General features: G+C 69.7%; 14 protein-coding genes. 5 read left to right on the forward strand and 9 right to left on the reverse strand.

Features of this window, described 5'->3' with window-relative positions; genetic code table 11:
- Positions 1-41: 41 nt before the first annotated feature.
- Positions 42-1,205 carry an HpcH/HpaI aldolase/citrate lyase family protein gene (locus E6R18_RS11390; protein WP_136316760.1) on the reverse strand — a complete coding sequence of 388 codons (1,164 nt, stop codon included), beginning with the start codon at positions 1,203-1,205 and terminating at the stop codon, positions 42-44.
- Between the two features lie 221 nt (positions 1,206-1,426).
- Between E6R18_RS11390 and E6R18_RS11395 the strand changes: the two genes are divergently transcribed.
- Complete coding sequence (locus tag E6R18_RS11395; RefSeq protein WP_136316761.1) at positions 1,427-2,305, forward strand: TerD family protein; 879 nt, start codon at positions 1,427-1,429, stop codon at positions 2,303-2,305.
- 6 nt (positions 2,306-2,311) lie between these two features.
- Here E6R18_RS11395 and E6R18_RS11400 read toward each other — a convergent pair whose 3' ends face one another.
- The 6 genes from E6R18_RS11400 to E6R18_RS11425 form a co-directional block, all read right to left on the reverse strand.
- Positions 2,312-3,046 carry a Tellurium resistance gene (locus tag E6R18_RS11400; protein WP_136316762.1) on the reverse strand — a complete coding sequence of 245 codons (735 nt, stop codon included), beginning with the start codon at positions 3,044-3,046 and terminating at the stop codon, positions 2,312-2,314.
- A gap of 156 nt (positions 3,047-3,202) precedes the next feature.
- Positions 3,203-4,330 (reverse strand): DUF475 domain-containing protein, encoded by a 1,128-nt coding sequence (locus E6R18_RS11405; RefSeq protein WP_136316763.1) that lies wholly within the window; start codon positions 4,328-4,330, stop codon positions 3,203-3,205.
- Positions 4,331-4,400: 70 nt separating this feature from the next.
- On the reverse strand, positions 4,401-4,976 hold the full coding sequence (locus E6R18_RS11410) for a TerD family protein (protein WP_018103347.1): 576 nt from the start codon (positions 4,974-4,976) through the stop codon (positions 4,401-4,403).
- 114 nt (positions 4,977-5,090) lie between these two features.
- Positions 5,091-5,666 carry a TerD family protein gene (locus tag E6R18_RS11415; protein ID WP_026171553.1) on the reverse strand — a complete coding sequence of 192 codons (576 nt, stop codon included), beginning with the start codon at positions 5,664-5,666 and terminating at the stop codon, positions 5,091-5,093.
- A gap of 149 nt (positions 5,667-5,815) precedes the next feature.
- Positions 5,816-6,274, reverse strand: a complete 459-nt coding sequence (locus E6R18_RS11420; protein WP_136316764.1) for a peroxiredoxin — start codon at positions 6,272-6,274, stop codon at positions 5,816-5,818.
- 199 nt (positions 6,275-6,473) lie between these two features.
- Positions 6,474-6,911: a DUF3052 domain-containing protein gene (locus E6R18_RS11425; protein ID WP_018556445.1), complete on the reverse strand. Its 438-nt coding sequence runs from the start codon at positions 6,909-6,911 to the stop codon at positions 6,474-6,476.
- Positions 6,912-7,441: 530 nt separating this feature from the next.
- On the opposite strand from E6R18_RS11425, the gene aceE reads away from it, so the two are divergent.
- Positions 7,442-10,183 carry a pyruvate dehydrogenase (acetyl-transferring), homodimeric type gene (gene aceE / locus E6R18_RS11430; protein ID WP_136316765.1) on the forward strand — a complete coding sequence of 914 codons (2,742 nt, stop codon included), beginning with the start codon at positions 7,442-7,444 and terminating at the stop codon, positions 10,181-10,183.
- Positions 10,184-10,251: 68 nt separating this feature from the next.
- Here the strand turns inward: aceE and E6R18_RS11435 are convergent, their stop codons facing one another.
- Together E6R18_RS11435 and E6R18_RS11440 are read right to left on the reverse strand one after the other, a co-directional pair.
- A complete protein-coding gene (locus E6R18_RS11435; RefSeq protein ID WP_136316766.1) occupies positions 10,252-10,614 on the reverse strand; it encodes a peptidase inhibitor family I36 protein in 363 nt (120 codons plus the stop codon).
- A 175-nt stretch (positions 10,615-10,789) separates the two neighbouring features.
- On the reverse strand, positions 10,790-12,400 hold the full coding sequence (locus E6R18_RS11440; RefSeq protein ID WP_136316767.1) for an MFS transporter: 1,611 nt from the start codon (positions 12,398-12,400) through the stop codon (positions 10,790-10,792).
- A 117-nt stretch (positions 12,401-12,517) separates the two neighbouring features.
- On the opposite strand from E6R18_RS11440, the gene E6R18_RS11445 reads away from it, so the two are divergent.
- The 3 genes from E6R18_RS11445 to E6R18_RS11455 all read left to right on the forward strand — a co-directional run bounded on the left by E6R18_RS11445 (position 12,518) and on the right by E6R18_RS11455 (position 15,558).
- The gene (locus E6R18_RS11445) at positions 12,518-13,174 is read left to right on the forward strand and encodes a TetR family transcriptional regulator (RefSeq protein ID WP_136316768.1); all 657 of its coding nucleotides are present in this window, start codon (positions 12,518-12,520) and stop codon (positions 13,172-13,174) included.
- A gap of 127 nt (positions 13,175-13,301) precedes the next feature.
- Entirely contained in the window at positions 13,302-14,513 is a 1,212-nt protein-coding gene (locus E6R18_RS11450; RefSeq protein ID WP_136316769.1) for an alpha/beta hydrolase, read from the forward strand.
- Positions 14,514-14,601: 88 nt separating this feature from the next.
- Positions 14,602-15,558 carry a DUF4429 domain-containing protein gene (locus tag E6R18_RS11455; protein ID WP_136316770.1) on the forward strand — a complete coding sequence of 319 codons (957 nt, stop codon included), beginning with the start codon at positions 14,602-14,604 and terminating at the stop codon, positions 15,556-15,558.
- Positions 15,559-15,578: the final 20 nt, after the last annotated feature.

Below are 15,578 nucleotides of genomic sequence, written 5' to 3' on the forward strand. Positions count from 1 at the left end.
CGGCGCCGGTGTCTCCCTACCGATCGTCCCGCCGGCCGCGCTCACTCCGCGAGGCAGGCCGCCAGCAGGTCCACGAAGCCGACGTCCTCACGGGCCACGCCGAAGACCTCCGCGCGCAGCAGGGTCCTCTCGGCCCAGGCCCGGTGCGGCTTCACCTCGTTCATCTTGTTCGTGTACGCGGAGCGCAGAACCCCGCCGCCGCTGCTCTCGGGCCGCAGGATGTCCTGCGCGTCGCTGAACTCCTCGTGGCTGACCACGGACAGTGCGTGCACGGGTGCGACGTGCGAGGGGTGGATGCAGGTCTTGCCGAGCAGGCCGTTGGCCCGGTCGAGCTCGATCTCGCGGAGCAGTCCGTCCAGGTCGTGCGCGATGAGCGCGGTGCGCAGTTCGTCGGCCCGGTTCTCCTGGAAGGGGCTGCGGCGCAGCTGCGGCTTGAACATGCGCTCCTGGCGGGGGAAGTACTCCCACACGGGTCCGGTGACCGTGAAACCGGACCCGTCGGCCCGGCCGAGGACGTTGACGACGTCGGCGATGACGTCGGCGACGATTCCCACGTCGTACGCCGTCATGTCGGGGGCGCGCCGCAGTCCGTAGGCCGAGCAGAAGTCGGTGACGCCGAGCCGCAGCGCGAGCACCCGGTCACGGTGGGCGCCGACTGTCTGTGCGATGCCCTGAAGGGCCTCCCGGCGGGTCTCCAGGTGCAGCAGCTCGGGCGATTCGAGCACGGGCATGGCGAACAGCCGCCGGCCGGCGGCGGCCTCGGCCTTGGTCAGGGCCTCCAGGAACGACACGCCCCGCTCGCGCGTGAACTTGGGGAGTACGAATCCGGACAGCAGCCGGACGGACGCGCCGAGGCGGCGCACCAGGTCGGTGATCTGCCCCGGTTCGCGGACCCGGATGAACAGGAGCGGCGGATCGGCTTCGCGTGCGTCGAGGTCGGCGAACTGCCGGACGAGGTTCTCCTCGGCCCCGGCGACCTCGCAGTCGTCGATGGAGTCCTCCAGGCACAGCACCATGGAGACGACTCCGCGCCGGGCCAGTTTGACGATGTCGTCGGCGAGCCGGGGGCGGGTGGCGGGGCTGTAGAGCGTGGCGCCCAGGGCGGCGGAGAGGAGGGGGGCGGGCGAGTCGGCGTCGAACACGCAGGGTTCCTGGAAGAACAGCCTGCCCTTCGCAGCGGCTGCAATATGCCCGAAATGGCGCATGCGATTCCCCCCGTACTCTCTGACCGACCGGACGACGTGTGGCCGGTAATAGTACGTACGAACGGGTGTCCGCAGTTCCCTGCCCGGATGAATTCGGGATGTCTCGCCCGTTTCGCGAAGGTCCTGAAGGGGACGCGCAGGATGATTCCGGCGCGCCGCCGGGACACGGGGCCCGACCCCCGCGTTGTCCGTACGGGCGGCCAGCAGGCAGGATGACCGGCATGACGCACGCGATGGTGAAAGGCTCGAACGTCCCCCTCGACGCCATGGCCGTACGGGCCGTGCTGCGCTGGACGCCGGGCGCCGGTGTGCCCGATGTGGACGCCTCGGCCCTGCTGCTCGGCGCCGACGGCCGCGTGCGCTCGGACGAGGACTTCGTCTTCTACAACCAGCCCCGCCATCCCTCCGGCCTGGTGCGCCGGCTGCCGAAGCGGAGCCTGCCCGAGGGCCTGACGGACACCATCGAGGCCGATCTGGGCGCGCTCGACCCCTCGGTCGACCAGGTGGTCATCGCCGCCTCGTCGGACGGGGCCGCCTTCGAACACGTGCGCGATCTGCGCATCTTCCTCTACGACGCGGCGGCGGCCGGCGGCGACCCCCTGGCCGTGTTCGACGTGCGCGCGGAGACCGGCGAGGAGACCGCGATCATCTGCGGCGAGCTGTACCGGCGCGGCGACGGCTGGAAGTTCCGGGCCGTGGGGCAGGGCTACCCGACCGGTCTCATCGGTCTCGCGACCGCCTTCGGGATCTCGGTCGACGAGGGGGAGCCCGAGCCCGAGCCGCAGACCCCGTCGCAGCCCGGGCCGCAGCAGCCCCCGCAGCCGCAGTACCGGCCGGACCCGGTGCCGCCCGCGCCGCCGTTCCCGCCGGCGGCGCCCCCCTCGCCCGACTCGCAGGCGACCGTGCTGCACCAGCAGCCCTCGTACGGCTATCCGCAGCCCGCCCCGGCCGCACCGGCTCCGCAGCCCGCCTACGGCTACCCCGAGCCGGCCTCCGCGCAGCCCGCGTACGGCTACCCGCAGCCCGCCCCGGCGGCCGCGCACGCGCCCGACCCGAATGTCGTGCTGCCCCCGCAGGGGCCGCAGTTCATACGGCCCTGACGAGACCTAGGTGCGGGACTTGTAACCGCGTCCCCACTGCATTCCGAAGCCGTACATCCGGTCCAGCTCCGACTGGAAGCCGTACACGAACTTCACCTCGCGGCGCACCACCAGCTCGTCCTTGACGTTCTCCACGGTGAGCACCGCGCAGGAGCGGGCCTGCGGGGCGCGCTCGTCCAGATCGATCTCGATGCGAGGCCCGTTGCCCGGGTAGAGCGTCACCTTGGCGTGCGTCCGGTCGAAGGCCGGTGTCTGGTCGTAGATGTAGACGAAGACCATCAGCCGCTTGATGTTCTCGCGCTGGTCGAGGTTGACGTAGAGGGTCTCGCCCGAGGGGGCGCCGAAGCGGTCGTCGCCGCTGAGCCGGATGTAGGGCGGCCCGTTCAGATCGCCGAGCAGGTTGCCCAGCGGCTGCACCACGCCCTTGGTGCCGTCCGTCAGCTCGTACATGCAGCCGAGGTCCAGGTCGACGTTGACCACGCCCTGGGTGTGGGCCTGCACGGCCTCCGGCTGGAAGAACTTGAAGGGGTGCAGCAGCCGGCCGCTCCCCCGGGAGCGGCCCTCGATGTCGGAGGTGCGCATCCGCCAGGAGAGGTTGACCCGGAGGTTGCCGCTGAGCGCACCCTGCTTGGTCAGCGAGACCGTGGCGCGCCGCCGGGTGAGCACGATGGAGTTGGTGGCCGCGCTGCCCGACTCGAACTGCGACTCCCGCCCCGGCCACAGGTTGTCCCAGAACGCCATCCCGACCCCCACCTCTCGGTCCTGCTCCAGTCGTCGCACGCGGCGCACGCGACGCACGCACCACTGCGGGGCGGCTCCGGGCCGCCTCCGGGCCTTACCCGGAGCCGCCACCGTACGAGCCGCCCCGCTCAGAGCGTTCCCTCAATTGCTACCGGGTCACACCCCGGCGCCGACTTCGCTCTGTCCTTCCTCGGCCTCCAGCGCCTTGTTGCGGCGGACCGAGGACCAGAAGGACCAGGCGATCAGGACGACGCCGACCAGACCGGTGATGATCTCGTTGATCTCGTACTGGATGGTGACGAGCAGGATGACCGACAGCGCGCCGATCGCGTAGTGCGCGCCGTGCTCCAGGTACACGTAGTCGTCCAGGGTGCCCTGGCGGACCAGGTAGACCGTGAGCGAACGGACGTACATGGCGCCGATGCCGAGGCCGAGCGCCATCAGCACGATCTCGTTGGTGATGGCGAAGGCGCCGATCACGCCGTCGAACGAGAAGGACGCGTCGAGCACTTCCAGGTAGAGGAACATGAAGAACGCGGCCTTGCCGGAGAGGGCGACCGCGGAGATCTTCCTTCCGCTCCGCTTGGCCTCTTCCTCCTCCTCGTGCTCGCGTTCCTCGTCCTCTTCGAGCTTGTCCTCGAAGTAGCCGGAGAGTCCGCCGACGATGAGGTACGTGATCAGACCGGCGATGCCGGCGAGCAGGACGGTCTCCGCCTTGTCCGCGTGCCCGCCGCCGTGCTGGTGGGCGTGGGCGGCGAAGGTGAGGGCGCTGATCAGCAGGACGATGAGCGCGATGCAGACCGACAGCATGTCGACCTTGCCGAGCTTGGCGAGCGGGCGCTCGATCCAGCGCAGCCACTGGATGTCCCGGTCCTCGAAGATGAAGTCGAGGAAGATCATGAGCAGGAACATGCCACCGAAGGCGGCGATCGCCGGGTGGGCGTCCGTGACCAGTTCCTTGTAGCGGTCCGCGTCGTTGAAGGAGAGATCGATGGCGTCGATCGGATTCAGCTTGGCGGTGATGGCCACGATCACGACGGGGAAGACCAGCCGCATACCGAAGACCGCGATGAGCACGCCGACCGTGAGGAAGATCTTCTGCCAGAAGGCGGACATCTTCTTCAGGATTCCGGCGTTCACCACAGCGTTGTCGAACGACAGCGAGATCTCCAGGACGGAGAGGATCGCCACCACTCCGAAGGCTTCCCACCCCCCGTAGAACCACGCGGCCACGAGGCCGATCGCGGTGATCACGAGCGACCACCCGAAGGTTTTCAGAAGCACTGGCTACCCCATCATGTATGTAACGGGTCTCCCCCGAGGTGTACGGGGCTCCCCCGCGCCGTGCGCGGCTTTACGAAACGTTGACCCCGAAGTCTAGAGCGATGCCGCGCAGCCCCGACGCGTACCCCTGACCAACTGCACGGAACTTCCACTCGCCGTTGTAGCGGTAGAGCTCGCCGAAGATCATCGCCGTCTCCGTGGAGGCGTCCTCGGTGAGGTCGTAACGCGCGAGTTCCTGGCCGTCCGCCTGATTGACGACGCGGATGAACGCATTGCTGACCTGGCCGAATGTCTGACCGCGATTGTCGGCCTCGTGAATGGAGACCGGAAAGACGATCTTGTCGCAATGGGCCGGTACCTGCGTGAGGTTCACGATGATCGACTCGTCGTCGCCCTCGCCCTCACCCGTGAGGTTGTCACCGGTGTGCTCCACGGAACCGTCGGGGCTCGTGAGGTTGTTGTAGAACACGAACCACTCGTCGCCGAGCACCCGGCCCGACTGGCACAGCAGTGCGCTGGCGTCGAGGTCGAAGTCGGCCCCCGTCGTGGATCGTGCGTCCCAGCCGAGCCCGACCAGCACCTGGGTGAGATTGGGTGCGGCCTTGGAGAGGGAGACATTGCCTCCCTTGGCGAGCGTGACGCCCATGGTGTGTCCTCCCCGAGTCGATGAACCGTGTGTTGAGCGCGTCCGGCGCCGCACGTCGTGCGGCGCCGGACGGAAAAACGCTGGTGCCGGGGCCGCGCGGCCCCGGTCAGCTGCCTAGACGTTGACGCCGAAGTCCTGCGCGATGCCGCGCAGGCCCGAGGCGTAGCCCTGGCCGATGGCGCGGAACTTCCACTCCGCGCCGTTGCGGTACAGCTCGCCGAAGACCATGGCGGTCTCGGTCGAGGCGTCCTCGGACAGGTCGTAGCGCGCGAGCTCGCTGTTGTCGGCCTGGTTGACGACGCGGATGTACGCGTTGCGCACCTGGCCGAAGCTCTGCTGGCGGGTCTCGGCCTCGTAGATCGAGACCGGGAAGACGATCTTGTCGACGTCGGCCGGGACGGTGGCCAGGTTGACGTTGATGACCTCGTCGTCGCCCTCGCCCTCACCGGTGAGGTTGTCACCGGTGTGCTCGACGGAGCCGTCGGGGCTCTTGAGGTTGTTGAAGAAGACGAAGTTGCCGTCGTTGGCGACCTTGCCCTCGGCGTTCGTCAGCAGTGCGCTGGCGTCGAGGTCGAAGTCTCCGCCGGTGGTGGTACGGGCGTCCCAGCCCAGACCCACGATGACCGCGGTCAGGTTGGGCGCGGCCTTGGTCAGCGAGACGTTGCCGCCCTTGCTGAGGCTGACTCCCACGAGTCCTCCCATTGGTTTCTTGGGGGCCGGCCGGTGCCGGCGCCTCCACGTCGTGTTGGCATCGGATCAACGAGTGGATCCTAGTGACCGGTTCCCGGCCTGAGCAGGCATTCGGGCCGGGGTCGCCGGATGATCCGCCCGAAGCCGGATCAGAGGGCGCCGAGCGCCTTGATGTAGTCGTTGAGGTCGCGCGCGTCGGGCAGGCCGTTGACGACCGTCCAGCGCACCACGCCCTCCTTGTCGATGACGAAGGTGCCGCGCACCGCACAGCCCTTGTCCTCGTCGAAGACGCCGTAGGCCCGCGAGGTCTCGCCGTGCGGCCAGAAGTCGGACAGGAGCGGGTACTCCAGGCCCTCCTGCTCGGCGAAGACGCGCAGGGTGTGGATGGAGTCGTTGGAGACGGCCAGCAGCTGCGTGTCGTCGTTCTCGAACGTGGGCAGCTCGTCGCGGAGCGCGCACAGCTCGCCCGTGCAGACGCCGGTGAAGGCGAACGGGTAGAACAGCAGCACCACGTTCTTCTCGCCCCGGAAGTCGGAGAGCTTCACGGTCCGGCCGTGGTTGTCCTTCAGCTCGAAATCCGGGGCCTTGGTGCCGACCTCGATCGCCATGAAAACGCGTCCCTTCGCTACGTCACCGGGCTGGGCTGTCCGGGTGGCCCCCACCCTACGCAGAGGGCACGGGCGCCTGTGCGGCACCCGTGAAAGCTTCCCGCCGGCATCCGGATCAAGCCTGCCGGGAGCGGGGACGGGTGTACGAAGGCCCCCGGCCGGCGCGGTGCCTGTCGGGGGCCTTCAGGGCCGATGGGTGTCAGCGCTTGGCTTTGGCCGCTTTCGGCGTCCCGAGCCGGCTTCCCGACCAGTCCTTGCCCGCGTTGACGCTCTTGGTCTGGGCGAGACCGGCGGTCTGGGCGGCCTCGTTGATGTCGCTCGGCTCGACGTATCCGTCACGGCCGGTCTTCGGCGTCATCAGCCAGACCACACCGCCGTCCTCGAGCAGACCGATGGCATCCACCAGCGCGTCCGTAAGGTCGCCGTCCTCGTCACGGAACCAGAGCAGGACGACGTCCGCGACGTCGTCGTACTCCTCGTCGACGAGTTCCTGGCCGATAGTGGCCTCAATGCCCTCACGGAGCTCCAGCTCGACGTCGTCGTCGTAGCCGATCTCCTGGACCACCTGTCCGGGCTCGAACCCCAGGCGTGCCGCCGGGTTGGTCCGCTCCTCCGCGTGGTCCGCGGTCGCGCTCACGGGTTGCCTCCTGATCATGTTTCGGAAAATGCTTCAGCCACGCGCGTGCGCGGGGCGTTGGCCGTAGTCCACACGGGAGCGGCGGATCGCGCAAGTACCCAGCGTACGAGACCGCCTAAACGGTGACGTTTCGTGCCACGTCGCCATCCCGTCGGCGGCCCCTTGCGGGAGCCCGCGTCCTCCTCCGTTCCCTTTACGTCCTTGGACAGCTTATGCCGTTTCGGTCCGGCATTCGGAGCCGAGCAGCGTTTGGGAACACTTGGACGCCTTGGGCGTATGGTTGCGGTTCGACCCAGACCATCCTGCCTGCCCCATCCTGTCCGACACCTTCTGCCTGCACCGATACCCAATCGGCCGCCGTCCATCCGCACCGGCGGCGACGGCCCGGGGCGCGTCGGCGGTTACCTCCCGGTAGAGATGACGTACGCGTTCCAGCGGTACACGATGGGGATGGCGTACACATCCTCATGTCCGGGGGCGGACTCCCGTAACAGGCCCCGAAGCGCAGCACCGAACAGCGAAGGAACAGCGTGGCTTCCGGATCCGATCGCAACCCGATCATCATTGGCGGCCTTCCGAGTCAGGTCCCGGATTTCGATCCCGAAGAGACCCAGGAATGGCTCGACTCCCTCGACGCCGCCGTCGACGAGCGAGGCCGTGAGCGGGCCCGCTACCTCATGCTCCGGCTCATCGAGCGCGCGCGCGAGAAGCGCGTCGCCGTGCCGGAGATGCGCAGCACGGACTACGTGAACACGATCGCCACGAAGGACGAGCCGTTCTTCCCCGGCGACGAGGAGATCGAGCGCAAGGTCCTCAACGCGACCCGCTGGAACGCGGCCGTGATGGTGTCGCGCGCCCAGCGTCCGGGGATCGGCGTGGGCGGACACATCGCCACGTTCGCCTCCTCCGCCTCGCTGTACGACGTGGGTTTCAACCACTTCTTCCGCGGCAAGGACGACGGTCTGGGCGGTGACCAGATCTTCTTCCAGGGGCACGCCTCCCCCGGGATCTACGCTCGCGCGTTCCTGCTGGACCGGTTGAGCGAGGCGCAGCTCGACGCGTTCCGCCAGGAGAAGTCGAAGGCACCGAACGGGCTGTCCAGCTACCCGCACCCGCGGCTGATGCCGGACTTCTGGGAGTTCCCGACGGTGTCGATGGGCCTCGGCCCGCTCAGCGCGATCTACCAGGCGCGGATGAACCGCTACATGGAGGCGCGCGGCCTCGCCGACACGTCGAACTCTCACGTGTGGGCCTACCTCGGCGACGGCGAGATGGACGAGCCGGAGTCGCTGGGCCAGCTGTCCATCGCCGCCCGTGAGGGCCTGGACAACCTGACCTTCGTCGTCAACTGCAACCTCCAGCGCCTCGACGGCCCGGTGCGCGGCAACGGCAAGGTCATCCAGGAGCTGGAGTCGCAGTTCCGGGGCGCCGGGTGGAACGTGATCAAGCTGGTCTGGGACCGCTCCTGGGACCCGCTGCTGGCGCAGGACCGCACGGGCATCCTGGTCAACAAGCTGAACACGACGCCGGACGGTCAGTTCCAGACGTACGCGACGGAGACGGGCGCGTACATCCGGGAGCACTTCTTCGGGGACGATCCGCGGCTGCGCGAGATGGTCAAGGACATGACCGACCAGCAGATCCTGCACCTGGGCCGCGGCGGTCACGACCACCGCAAGGTCTACGCGGCGTACGCGGCGGCCAAGGCCCACAAGGGCCAGCCGACGGTGATCCTGGCGCAGACGGTCAAGGGCTGGACCCTCGGGCCCAATTTCGAGGGCCGCAACGCGACCCACCAGATGAAGAAGCTGACCGCCGAGGACCTGAAGCGGTTCCGGGACCGGCTGCACATCCCGATCGCGGACAAGGAGCTGGAGGACGGCAACCCGCCGTACTACCACCCGGGCCGCGACTCGGAGGAGATCCAGTACATGCACGACCGCCGCAAGGGCCTGGGCGGTTACGTCCCGACCCGTGTGGTGCGCGCGAAGCCGCTGCCGCTGCCCGAGGACAAGACGTACGCGGCGGCGAAGAAGGGTTCGGGCCAGCAGTCGATCGCCACCACCATGGCGTTCGTCCGCATCCTGAAGGACCTCATGCGGGACAAGGAGATCGGCAAGCGTTTCGTGCTGATCGCGCCGGACGAGTACCGCACCTTCGGTATGGACGCGTTCTTCCCGAGCGCGAAGATCTACAACCCGCTGGGCCAGCAGTACGAGTCGGTGGACCGCGATCTGCTGCTCGCGTACAAGGAGTCGCCGACCGGGCAGATGCTGCACGACGGCATCTCGGAGGCGGGCTGCACGGCCTCGCTGATCGCCGCGGGCTCGGCGTACGCGACGCACGGCGAGCCGCTGATCCCGGTGTACGTCTTCTACTCGATGTTCGGGTTCCAGCGCACCGGTGACCAGTTCTGGCAGATGGCCGACCAGCTCGCGCGCGGCTTCGTGCTGGGCGCCACCGCCGGCCGTACGACGCTGACCGGCGAGGGCCTGCAGCACGCCGACGGGCACTCGCAGCTGCTGGCCTCGACCAACCCGGGCTGTGTGGCGTACGACCCGGCGTTCGGTTACGAGATCGCGCACATCGTCAAGGACGGTCTGCGCCGGATGTACGGCGGGACCCCCGAGGAGAACGAGGACGTCTTCTACTACCTCACCGTCTACAACGAGCCGATCCAGCACCCGGCCGAGCCCGCCGACGTGGACGTCGAGGGCATCCTGAAGGGCGTCTACCGCTACAGCAGCGGCGAGAAGGGCGAGATCCCGGCCCAGATCATGGCGTCCGGTGTGGCGGTCCCGTGGGCCGTCGAGGCGCAGCGCATCCTCGCGGACGAGTGGAACGTGAAGGCGGACGTCTGGTCGGCGACCTCCTGGAACGAGCTGCGGCGCGAGGCCGTGGACGTGGAGCGGTACAACCTGCTGCACCCGGAGGAGGAGCAGCGCGTGCCGTACGTGACGCGCAAGCTGTCCGGGGCCGAGGGGCCGTTCGTGGCGGTGTCGGACTGGATGCGGTCGGTGCCGGACCAGATCGCGCGCTGGGTGCCCGGTGCGTACCAGTCGCTGGGTGCGGACGGGTTCGGTTTCGCGGACACGCGGGGCGCGGCCCGGCGGTTCTTCCACATCGACGCGCAGTCGATCGTGCTCGCGGTGCTGACCGAGCTGGCGAAGGACGGGAAGGTCGACCGTTCGGTGCTGAAGACGGCCGTCGACCGCTACGACCTGCTGGAGGTGGCCTCGGCCGATCCGGGGGCCGCGGGCGGCGACGCGTAGGACGTGAGGACCGGTGCGGGGCGGCGGGGCCCGGAAGGGCGCCACCGCCCCGCGGCGTGTCCGTATGGTCAGTTCTCCCAGACCTTGAAGGCGCGGACCTGGTACGGGGAGCGGGGCAGCCACGTCCCGCCGCCCGGGTACGTCTCGAACTCGCCGGTCTCCGCGCACTCGGCGGACTGGTAGGTGGTGACGGGCCGGCCGGTGCGGTTGGCCAGGGCCTGGACGGTGGTGCCGGCCCTCAGCGGCACGCAGCTCTCGATGTCGATCGTGGACAGCTCATGGATCTGCCGGGCGCCCGTGAAGTCGGGCTCGGCCCAGAGGCAGAGCTGCCCGCTGCCGCAGTCCCCGAGCCGGACGGGCGCGGCCTGGGCGGGTGCGGACGGGAACAGGGCGGTGGCGGCCAGGGCGGCCGCGACAACGGTCGTACGCATGTGAGATGAACCCCCGTGGTGTGGATCTTCCACCCCCACCCTGAGCCGTTACGGAGCGTTACGGGAAGAGGTCGGGGGTGGATTCACCCTGATAGGGGACAGCCCCGCCGGAGCGTTCCGGCGGGGCTGTTGTACGCGCTGTGTTGACGTCCGTGTGACGCCTGGGGTGTCCGGGTCAGATGTGACCGGCGCCCGCGCTCGCCTCCGCGTTCTCGCCGCGCTTGGTCAGCGTGGCGACGAGGGCGGCGATCACCGCGACGATGCCGGCGACCATGAACGCCGTGCTCATGCCGGAGACGAACGTGTCGTGCGCGACGCCCGCGATCTTGCCCGCGATCTCCGGCGGGGTCTCCTTGGTGACCGGCGGCATGCCGACCTTGATCGCGGAGGACGCCTGGCCGAGCTGCTCGGGCGACAGCGCCGGAAGCTTCGCCGCCTTCCAGTTGTCCGCCAGCTCGGCGTCGACGCGCGAGGCCATGATCGCGCCGAGCACCGCCGTACCGAGGCTGCCGCCGACCTGCATGGCGGCCTGCTGGAGGCCGCCGGCGACGCCGGAGAGCTCCATCGGGGCGTTGCCGACGATGACCTCGGTGGCGCCGACCATGACGGGGGCGAGGCCGAGGCCGAGCAGGGCGAACCAGATCGACATGGTCAGCGTGCCCGTGCCGACCGTCAGCTGGGACATGCCGAACATGGCGACGGCGGTGCAGACCATGCCGCCCACCAGCGGGACGCGCGGGCCGAACTTGGTGATCAGGGCACCCGCCAGCGGCGAGGCGACGATCATCATCGCGGTCAGCGGCAGCAGGTGCAGGCCCGCGTCGACGGCCTTCATGCCGTGCACGTTCTGCAGGTAGAAGGTGACGAAGAACAGGCCGCCCATGAAGGCGAAGGCCATCAGCACCATCAGGACCGTGCCCGCGGACAGCGGGACGGAGCGGAACATCGCCAGCGGGACCAGCGGTTCCTTGACGCGCTGCTCGACCAGGGCGAACGCGAGGAACAGGACGACCGCGCCGACCAGGAAGCCGATCGTCTGGATGTCGCCCCAACCCCACTCGGCGCCCTTGATGAGGGCCCAGATCAGGCAGAACATCGCACCGGACAGCAGCACGATGCCGGCGATGTCGAAGGAGCGCGGGGCGTTCTCGGCGCGGTGGTCCTTGAGGATCAGGACGCCGAGCACCAGGGCGAGCACGCCGACCGGCACGTTGATGAAGAAGACGGACTGCCAGCTGACGTGCTCCACGAGCACACCACCGAGGATCGGGCCGCCCGCGGTCGAGGCGCCGATCACCATGCCCCAGATGCCGATCGCCATGTTCAGCTTCTCGGCCGGGAAGGTGGCGCGCAGCAGCCCGAGCGCGGCGGGCATGAGCAGCGCGCCGAAGAGGCCCTGGAGCACCCGGAAGGCGATCACGAGGGCGACGCTGTCGGAGAGCCCGATGGCGCCCGAAGCGGCGGCGAAGCCCACGACGCCTATGAGGAAGGTCTGCCGGTGGCCGAAGCGGTCACCGAGCTTGCCCGCGGTGATCAGGGAGACCGCGAGGGCGAGCATGTAGCCGTTGGTGATCCACTGGACGTCGGCGAGCGAGGCGCCGAGGTCCTGCTGGATGGCGGGGTTGGCGATCGCGACGATCGTGCCGTCGAGCGCGACCATCATCACGCCGATGGCCACGGAGAACAGCGTCAGCCAGGGGTGGCCGCGCAGCCCCTTGGCAGGTGCGGGACCAAGGGGGTCCCGGGGGTCCCGCGGAGCCTTTTCGACGGTGGTCTGACTAGTCATACGCGGGAGATTAGTGTCAGTCACTGACAGTTGACAAACCAATTCACAAGTCGGTAACTGTCACGTAGCTCACAGGTAGGCTGAGCTGGACAAAGCAGGGAAAAGAGGACCAGTTCAGTGACCGAAGGGCAGCCGTCCGCGGCGCTCCCGACCGGGCTGCGCGAGCGCAAGAAGCGGCGCACCCGCGACGCGCTGCTCGTCGCCGCCCTCGAACTCTTCACCACCCACGGGTACGAGGAGACCACCGTCGACGAGATCACCGACGCGGTCGAGGTCTCCCAGCGCACCTTCTTCCGCTACTTCGCGGGCAAGGAGGCGGCCGTCTTCGCCGTACAGGACATGGTGGAGTCGCGCTTCCTCTCCGAGCTGCGCCAACGGCCCGCGGCCGAGGCCCCGTTCGAGGCCATGCGCCGCGCCGTGCTGTGCGCCTGGAACAGTATCGGAGAGGCCGTCGAGGCCCTCATCCCGGTCGAACTCCACATGCGCGCCTACCGGATGATCGAATCCACGCCGTCGCTGCTCGCCGCCCACCTGCGCCGCAGCATCGACCTGGAGAACCAGATCGCCGAGCTGATCGCGCGCCGCGAGGGCCTGGACATGGCGCACGACCCGCGCCCCCGGGTCGCGGTCGCCGCCTTCTCCGGGGTGATGCGGGCGGCCGGCCAACTGTGGGGCCAGGGGCGGGACACCAGCGTGGAGTCGCTCCGAGCGCTGACCGAGACGTACCTCGACGCGCTCACCCCGGCCCTCTCCGAAACCTGGCGCACACCCTGACCAGCCGCTCACCGTGACGGAGGGCCGCACGCAGCGTGAGGCGATTGCCGTGTCCTTCCGCACAGTCGGGTGATGTACGTCACCCTGCTCGCGATGCGGCTGCCCGCGTCTCCTAGGGTGGTCCGGAGTGACTTCCTTCGATTCCTCCCCCACGCTCACCGCCTGGCGCGCTCTGCTCGCCCTCGCGGTCGTCTTCGTGATGCTCGCGACCACCGGCTGGACCGCCGTGCACCATCAGCGGTCCGCCGACTCGCGCACGCTCGCGCTCGCCTCCTGGGCCAAGGGATCGATAGCGGGCCGGCCGCTGCCGGACGCCGGCGCCCCGCCGTACAAGCTGGCGCACTTCTTCGCCACGCTGACGGCGGCCCAGCGCGGCGGCCTCGCCGACAGGTACCCGCTGGTGGTGGGGAATCTCAACGGCGCCCCGGTCACCGTCCGTTACCGGGCGAACCGGCGGGCGATCCAGCAGGCCCGCACGGTCGAGCAGCGGCGCGTCCACGACAGCAGACTCTCCGCCACCGGCCGCGCCGAGGCGCAGCACCGCGTGGAGCGCTTCCGCTCGATGCTGGGCAAGGACCGCCGCTTCCTGGCGTTCGACCCCTCGGGGCGCGGGCTCGCCGCCGAGGTCTTCGGCGACCTCGACCGGGCCGACCGCATCTCGCTCGTCGTGCCCGGCGTGGACACCAACCTGCTGACCCTGGAGCGCACCGGCAGCAGGACGAACGCCGCGCCGGTCGGCATGGCCAAGTCGCTGTACGCCGCCGAACGCGCCGCGCGCCCCGGGGTGAGCACCGCCGTGATCGCCTGGGCCGACTACACCGCGCCCGTCGGCATCGGCATGGACGCCGCCCTGGGCAACCTCGCCCGGCGCGGAGCGGTCCGGCTCGACGCGCTCGTCCGGGCGCTCCCGGGCCCCGCACCCGTCTCGCTGTTCTGCCACAGCTACGGCTCCGTGCTCTGCGGGGTCGCCGCGGGCAGGCTGCCCGGCCGGGTGGAGGACATCGCGGTGGCCGGCAGCCCCGGCATGCGGGCGGACAACGCCGGACAGCTGCACACCCGGGCCCATGTCTGGGCGATGCGGGACAGCGGTGACTGGATCAAGGACGTCCCGAACCTGGAGTTCGGCGGCCTCGGACACGGGGCCGACCCGGTGGACCGCGGTTTCGGCGCCCGGGTCGTCTCGGCGGCCGGCGCGGTCGGGCACAGCGGCTATTTCGAGCCGGGCACCGAGAGTCTGGACAACTTCGCCGCGATCGGCGTGGGCGCGTACACCTCGGTGACCTGCGCACCGGCCGACAGCGTCTGCGACGACGGGGTCCACGCCGATACGACAGCCTGACGCGCGTAGAGACGACCGCCTCGGTCCCACCGAAGCGGACAGGCCCGAGAGGGGACGGGGCGGGCGAGTGCCGCATACGATGAGGCGCATGGGTGATGTGCTGGCCGGAATTCATGCCACCTGGGAGTTCGACACCGACTCCGTGCTCATCCGCTACGAACGGGGTATCCGCACGCCGAGACTCCTCCAGAGCCTCCGCGAGCGCCGCGTCCCGCACACGGCGCTGTCGTCGGTGACGCTGACCCCGGGCAAGCGGGGCACGGTGGTGCTGCGTGCGGTCCCCAGACCCGGTGCCGACCCCCTCCTGGAGGCCGCCGCAGGGCAGCTGAAGGACGGCTGCGACCCGTACCGCCTGGTGCTCCCCGCCGCCCGCGAGACCCTCGCCGAGTACTACGCGGACGAACTGCGCGCCTGCCTCGGGCCGGACGCCGGCGAGCCCGCCGACCGCTTCCTGGTCGCCGCCCCCGAGGCGCCGATGCAGTTCAAGGCGTACGACGGCCGGGCCGGCTTCGACGGCGAGCGGATCTCCTTCCGCTGGTTCTGGACCGGCGCCTCGTCGGAGAAGTGGAAGGCCGGCGACCAGACGTTCCCGGTGACCGATCTGTGCGGGGTCGAGTGGCGCTCGCCGGAGGGCCTGGAGGGCTATCTGCGGCTGCTGCCCAAGGCGTCCGACCGCGTGCCCCCGGGAGCGGACGCGCTCGCCGGACCGGTGAGCGGAGCGGGCCTGGGGACGGGGACGGCGCAGAGCGTCCACCCGGTGATACCCCGGCCCGCCCGCGCCGACCAGGACCCGGCGGCCGTGATCTTCGGCCTCGGCTACGGCCCGGTCCACGAGTCGCTGCCCTTCGCGGCGGCCGTCCTCGAATCCGTACGCAGGAGGCAGTCCGCGCCCCCGGCCGCCACCCCCCTCACCACCGCCGCCGCCCGGCGCGACCCGGCGGACATCGCGGAGCGCATCCACCACCTCGGGGAGCTGCACCGGGCGGGTCTGGTCACCGACGAGGAGTTCAGCGCGAAGAAGGCGCAGCTCCTCGCCGAGCTGTAGCCGCCGCCCGTGACCGTCCC

The organism is Streptomyces sp. A1277 (assembly GCF_004795015.1).
In the GTDB taxonomy this organism is placed as follows: Bacteria; Actinomycetota; Actinomycetes; order Streptomycetales; family Streptomycetaceae; genus Streptomyces.

What these genes read in the sequence shown, in the direction of transcription:
- E6R18_RS11435 (WP_136316766.1), bottom strand. Translation starts at nt 10,614, where the DNA reads ATGCGTACGACCGTTGTCGCGGCCGCCCTGGCCGCCACCGCCCTGTTC.
- E6R18_RS11390 (WP_136316760.1), bottom strand. Translation starts at nt 1,205, where the DNA reads ATGCGCCATTTCGGGCATATTGCAGCCGCTGCGAAGGGCAGGCTGTTC.
- E6R18_RS11440 (WP_136316767.1), bottom strand. Translation starts at nt 12,400, where the DNA reads ATGACTAGTCAGACCACCGTCGAAAAGGCTCCGCGGGACCCCCGGGAC.
- E6R18_RS11400 (WP_136316762.1), bottom strand. Translation starts at nt 3,046, where the DNA reads ATGGCGTTCTGGGACAACCTGTGGCCGGGGCGGGAGTCGCAGTTCGAG.
- E6R18_RS11410 (WP_018103347.1), bottom strand. Translation starts at nt 4,976, where the DNA reads ATGGGCGTCACGCTCGCCAAGGGAGGCAATGTCTCCCTCTCCAAGGCC.
- E6R18_RS11455 (WP_136316770.1), top strand. Translation starts at nt 14,602, where the DNA reads ATGGGTGATGTGCTGGCCGGAATTCATGCCACCTGGGAGTTCGACACC.
- E6R18_RS11395 (WP_136316761.1), top strand. Translation starts at nt 1,427, where the DNA reads ATGACGCACGCGATGGTGAAAGGCTCGAACGTCCCCCTCGACGCCATG.
- E6R18_RS11420 (WP_136316764.1), bottom strand. Translation starts at nt 6,274, where the DNA reads ATGGCGATCGAGGTCGGCACCAAGGCCCCGGATTTCGAGCTGAAGGAC.